This window comes from Martelella sp., from assembly GCF_984369615.1.
The window spans coordinates 1-4,970 of record NZ_CFHTCS010000319.1 but is presented as its reverse complement, the minus strand read 5'-3'; the positions used below and the strand labels follow the sequence as shown (position 1 = coordinate 4,970).

The 4,970-nt window shown below is 64.0% G+C and carries 7 protein-coding genes; 4 read left to right on the top strand and 3 right to left on the bottom strand.

Features of this window, described 5'->3' with window-relative positions:
* From AC5DC2_RS19240 to AC5DC2_RS19230, 3 genes are all read right to left on the bottom strand, one after another.
* Positions 1 to 816 (bottom strand): ATP-binding cassette domain-containing protein (locus AC5DC2_RS19240; protein WP_491699631.1); only part of this gene is annotated, 816 nt, incomplete at its 3' end.
* A 106-nt stretch (positions 817 to 922) separates the two neighbouring features.
* Positions 923 to 1,912 carry a sugar ABC transporter substrate-binding protein gene (locus AC5DC2_RS19235; protein WP_491699630.1) on the bottom strand — a complete coding sequence of 330 codons (990 nt, stop codon included), beginning with the start codon at positions 1,910 to 1,912 and terminating at the stop codon, positions 923 to 925.
* Between the two features lie 94 nt (positions 1,913 to 2,006).
* On the bottom strand, positions 2,007 to 2,549 hold the full coding sequence (locus tag AC5DC2_RS19230) for a hypothetical protein (protein WP_491699629.1): 543 nt from the start codon (positions 2,547 to 2,549) through the stop codon (positions 2,007 to 2,009).
* 39 nt (positions 2,550 to 2,588) lie between these two features.
* Between AC5DC2_RS19230 and AC5DC2_RS19225 the strand changes: the two genes are divergently transcribed.
* From AC5DC2_RS19225 to AC5DC2_RS19210, 4 genes are all read left to right on the top strand, one after another.
* Positions 2,589 to 2,810, top strand: a complete 222-nt coding sequence (locus AC5DC2_RS19225) for a hypothetical protein (RefSeq protein ID WP_024707639.1) — start codon at positions 2,589 to 2,591, stop codon at positions 2,808 to 2,810.
* Entirely contained in the window at positions 2,807 to 3,532 is a 726-nt protein-coding gene (locus AC5DC2_RS19220) for a GntR family transcriptional regulator (RefSeq protein ID WP_024707638.1), read from the top strand. Before AC5DC2_RS19225 ends, AC5DC2_RS19220 begins: the two co-directional genes overlap by 4 nt.
* 159 nt (positions 3,533 to 3,691) lie before the next feature.
* Positions 3,692 to 4,624, top strand: a complete 933-nt coding sequence (locus AC5DC2_RS19215; RefSeq protein WP_024707637.1) for a dihydrodipicolinate synthase family protein — start codon at positions 3,692 to 3,694, stop codon at positions 4,622 to 4,624.
* A gap of 34 nt (positions 4,625 to 4,658) precedes the next feature.
* Positions 4,659 to 4,970 (top strand): proline racemase family protein (locus tag AC5DC2_RS19210; protein ID WP_491699628.1); only part of this gene is annotated, 312 nt, incomplete at its 3' end.

The following is a 4,970-nucleotide window of genomic DNA, read 5'->3' as shown; positions in this document are numbered from 1 at the left end:
GGAAAGGCCGGTATCCGTGGCGACATTCTCCATCTCGACCACCGGTGTTGCCTGTCCCCGGGGGCGCGGCGGCAAAGCGGGCCAGATGATCTCGGAAGCCTCGCCCAGCATGGAGCCGATGAGGCTGTCCTTGGTTTCGCCGGCGATGGCGTCGGTACGGATCACCCTGCCGTCGCGCATGATCGTCACCCGGTCGCAATTGGCGAGGATATGGTCGAGAAAATGGCTGACATAGATCACGGTGACGCCGCGCGCCTTCAGCCGGGCGATCAGCTGGTGCAGGCGCTCGGCCTCGTCCTCCGTCAGCGAGGACGTCGGCTCGTCCATGATGATCACCCGCGCATCGCGGGCAATCGCCCGCATGATCTCGACCTTCTGGCGCTCGGCGATCCGCATGTCGGCGATCCGGCTATGCGGGTTGAGGCCGAAATCGCAGGTCTCCTCAAGCGCGTCGAAACGGGCGAGATCGCCCTTGCGCAGAAAGCCGGCGGTATTGCTTTCCAGCCCCAGGAACACGTTTTCCAGCACGGTCAGTTCCGGGACGAGCTGAAGCTCCTGATGGATCATCGCGATGCCGCGGCGAAGCGCGTCGCGCGGCGAAAACCGGGTGACGGTGTTGCCGAAGACCTCGACCGTGCCTTCATCTGCCGAATAATAGCCGCCGACAATCTTGCCGACGGAGGATTTGCCCGCGCCGTTTTCACCGACGAGCGCGTGAACCGATCCCTTTTTGATGTCGATACTGATGTCGTCCAGGATGCGCATTCCGCCAAAACTCTTGGCGACGCCCCGAAGCCGGATGGCGGTATCGGTCATGGCTTTCCTTTCGATCTTCGGCGCGCCGTGCCGGAATGCCGGCGGGACGCGCGGCGTGAAGCCGGTTTCCGGCGCGCGTCGGACAGGCGCGCCGGATGCGCCGAGATCAGCCCTGCCATTCCGGTTCGAAATCCGGGTTTTCGTCCAGCCATTCCCTGGTGATGATCTTCGGCGTTTCGCGCAACGAATACTCATCGATCCAGGTCGGAGGGGTTTCGCCGTTCAGCGCATCGACCATGGCGTCAAGCGCGGCCGCGCCCATGGATTTCGGGAATTGCGCCAGCGTTCCGGTCCAGGTGCCGGCCTTGATCGCGTCCACGGCGATCTGGTTCAGGCCGCCGCCCAGCGTGTAGATCTGCGACATGTCGAGGCCGGCATCCGCGATCGCGACCTCGGCGCCCATCAGGTGCTGGTCGGCGTTGGAAAGCACGACGTCGATATCGCGATTGGCCTGCAGAATGTCCTGCATGGCGATCATCGAGTCCTGGGGCGAATAATTGCCCTCGCCGGTGGCGACGATCTCGATATTGTCATGTTCGCCGAGGATCGTCTTGTAGGTGTCGTTGCGCACATTGTCGAAGGGGAAGACGAGCTGGCCGATCAGGACCGCGACCTTGCACGGGTCCTTGTCGGCGCAGTAATCGACCACCGCATTGGCCTGGGCGGTGGCGCCGACGACGGGGTCGGAGGCGACGGTGACGGTGAGGCCCGGCACCTGCGGTTCCATTTCGGTCAGCTCGGGACCGACGGGAAACAGCGTCGTGCCGACCTTGACGCCGGCCTTCACGGCATCTTCCAGCGCGGTCGCGATGCCGACGGTGTCGTTGGGCGTGATGATGATGGCGTCGAACTTGCCGCCGGCGACGATGTCCTCGACCTGGGAGAACTGGGCGGTGGCGGAAAACTCGCCGTCGAAAATCTGGGTGCTGACGTTGTCGTAGCCGGACGCGGCTTGCTTGATGCCGTCATAGATCGCCTGGTTGAAGCCGTTCTGCGACGAGGCGGCGAGAAAGGCGATGTTGAAGTCCTCGGCCTGGGCCGAGAGCGGCGTGGCCAGCGTCAACGACAGGATCGCTGCTTTGAGTGCGGTGTGCATGGGTCGGTTTCTCCGGGTTGAGATGTCTTCGTCTGGATTATGCGGCCGGTGACGGCCATTGAACGGGGCTCTCCGGCCCCTTTTTCAGGTCTGGTCAGGCTTGGTCCGGTTGGGCGGTTTTCCTCAGGTCGGGTTGAAAGGTGGCCGTTTCCGCGCCTTTGAGGTGCAGGAGAAGGAACGCGGCCGTTGCCGCCGGCTGCCAGGCCAGCGCCCGGGCGACGGTCTCCGGCGTGAACCGGCCCCGCGGGCCCAGCAGGTTGACCGTTCCGATCACGCGTCCGTCGGCGACTGCCGGCAGGTTCATGTTGGATTCGAAGCCGAGGTCGCGGATCTTTTCCCAATCGAAGAAGACCTCGGCGATCTCTTCGATGCGGGTCGTGCTGAAATGCCGGGTTCCGGCAATGACGGTGTCGAAATAGCGGTTCCTCTCAAGCGGCTTGAACCCGCCAAGGGCGTAGGCTTCGAGATTTTCGGAAAACACCCGGCGCGAGCGCATGCGCGGCAGGTCGTAAACCGAGGCGGTAGTCAGGCCTTCGCCCACCTCCGCGTTCAGCCCGCCGAGAAGGTAGGCGAAGACCTGCCTCGGGGCATCCGGCCCGGCGGACAGCCGGAAGATCTCCGCCGCTTCGCAGGGCATCAGCCGTTTTCTCCGGGCGCGCGCCCTCGGCGCGCCGCCGTGCACCTGCCGCCCGACGCTTCGGCGCAAGACGGTGGGGCGTTCGTGCGGGCGGGTTTCATGGTGGCGCTGCGTCCGTTCCGGGTTGCTCTCATGGGTGAACAGGCCGTCAAGCTATCGTCAAAAATTCAATTTGTCGACAAAAAAAATTTGAGACTTGTCATGGATTGTGTGCAAGGAGTGTTGCATGTTGCCAGAAAAATCCAGGAAAGGCGGGCATGATGGTCAAGATATCGGCGGAAAAGAACGTGCTCCCGAGCCAGCACGTCAGGCGCGGCGGCGGCGTGGCGCATGTCTATGAGACGCTGCGCAACGAGATCATCGAACTCAAGCTCGCGCCGGGGAGTCCGATCGACGAGACCGAGCTGTCGGACCGGTTCGCGATGTCGCGCACGCCGATCCGCGAGGCGCTCGTTCGGCTCGCGGCGGAAGGGCTGATCACGGCGCTGACCAACCGCACGACAATCGTCTCCAACATCGATTTCGTGCAGCTGGGCGCGTTTTTCGACGCGCTGACACTGATGTACCGGGTGACCGCGCGGCTTGCGGCAGTCCACTATAACGAGGCCGATCTTGCCGGAATCCGCTTGCATCAGCGCCGCTTTGCCGAGGCCGTCGAGGCCCGGGACGTGCTGGGCATGATCGCGACCAACCGCGATTTCCATATCGCCATCGCCGAGGCCGGCCGCAACAAATACTATACCGATCTGTTCCGGCGCCTGCTGGATGACGGGCGGCGCATCCTGCGCCTTTATTATCGCTCCTATGACGACGATCTGCCGCGCCAGTATGTGGCCGAGCACGAACACATCGTCAGCGCGATGATCGCACGGGACGAGGCCGAATCCGACCGGCTTGCCGTGCAGCACGCCGACCAGATCGTGCGCCAGATCCGCGCCTATATCTCGGCGGATTCCCGCAGCGTCTCCTCGATTTCGCTTTGAGCGATGCCGGGCGTTTTGCGATCAAGCTCGACACTTTAGTATTTTATTTGTCGACAAATTGAATCATCGATGGTACTGGCATTGCAACGGGGCTGGGCCTCGATGCCAGCGGCCGCTCGCCGCCGACCCCGATCCCTTGTGCATATGAAAGGACCCCAGATGCGCGATACGATCTTTACCGGCTGCATTCCGGCGCTGATGACCCCCTGCAAGGCTGACCGCACGCCGGATTTCGCGGCGCTGGCGCGCAAGGGCCGGGCGCTTGTCGATGCCGGCATGTCGGCCGTCGTCTATTGCGGGTCGATGGGCGACTGGCCGCTCCTGACCGATGAAGAGCGGATGCAGGGCGTCGAGGCGCTGGTCGAGGCGGGCGTACCGGTCATCGTCGGAACCGGCGCGGTCAACACGAAGTCCGCCGTGGCGCTTGCGGCGCACGCCGCCCGCATCGGCGCCGCCGGCCTGATGGTCATTCCGCGCGTTCTCTCGCGCGGCTCTTCGGCCTCGGCGCAGAAGGCGCATTTCTCGGCGATTCTCGCGGCCGCCAACGGCCTGCCCGCCGTCATCTACAACAGCCCCCATTACGGCTTTGAAACCCGCGCGGACCTGTTCTTCGCCTTGCGCGCCGACTATCCCAACCTGATCGGCTTCAAGGAGTTCGGCGGCGCGGCCTCCCTGTCCTACGCTGCCGAGCACATCACCTCCGGCGACCCCGAACTGACGCTGATGGTCGGCGTCGATACCCAGGTCTTTCACGGCTTCGTCAAATGCGGGGCGACCGGCGCTATCACAGGTATCGGCAATGCGCTGCCGAAGGAGGTCCTGCACCTCATTTCGCTCTGCAGGGCCGCAGCCGAGGGCGACAGCGAAGCCCGCGCCAAGGCGCGCGCGCTTGAGGACGCGCTGATGGTGCTGTCGAAATTCGACGAGGGCGTTGATCTCGTGCTGTTCTACAAATACCTGATGGTGCTGAACGGGGATGAAGAATATAGCCTGCACTTCAACGAGACCGATGCGTTGACCGCACCGCAGAAGGCCTTCGTCGAGGAACAGTACCGGCAGTTCAAGACCTGGTACGCCAGCTGGGCGGCCTGAAACCCGCAGACCGGGCCCAGTCAGGGAGCAGCGAATGCATGTGATTGACAGCCACACCGCAGGCGAGCCGACGCGGGTCATCCTCGACGGCTTTCCCGATCTCGGTTCCGGCCCGCTTTCCGAACGCGCGGCGCGCCTTGCGACGCGCTTTTACGACGACTATCGCGCCGTGGTTCTGGAGCCGCGCGGCCAGGTCGCCATGGTGGGCGCGCTGCTGGTGCCGCCGCTGGACCCGACCTGCGTCACCGGCGTCATCTATTTCGATGTCGGGGCGGTTCTCGGCATGTGCGGCCACGGCACGATCGGCCTTGCCGTGACGCTTTATCACATGGGCCGGATCGGCACA

Excerpts from the sequence above, each read along its gene's own strand:
- AC5DC2_RS19235 (WP_491699630.1), bottom strand. The coding sequence starts at position 1,912 with ATGCACACCGCACTCAAAGCAGCGATCCTGTCGTTGACGCTGGCCACG.
- AC5DC2_RS19230 (WP_491699629.1), bottom strand. The coding sequence starts at position 2,549 with ATGCCCTGCGAAGCGGCGGAGATCTTCCGGCTGTCCGCCGGGCCGGAT.
- AC5DC2_RS19220 (WP_024707638.1), top strand. The coding sequence starts at position 2,807 with ATGATGGTCAAGATATCGGCGGAAAAGAACGTGCTCCCGAGCCAGCAC.
- AC5DC2_RS19215 (WP_024707637.1), top strand. The coding sequence starts at position 3,692 with ATGCGCGATACGATCTTTACCGGCTGCATTCCGGCGCTGATGACCCCC.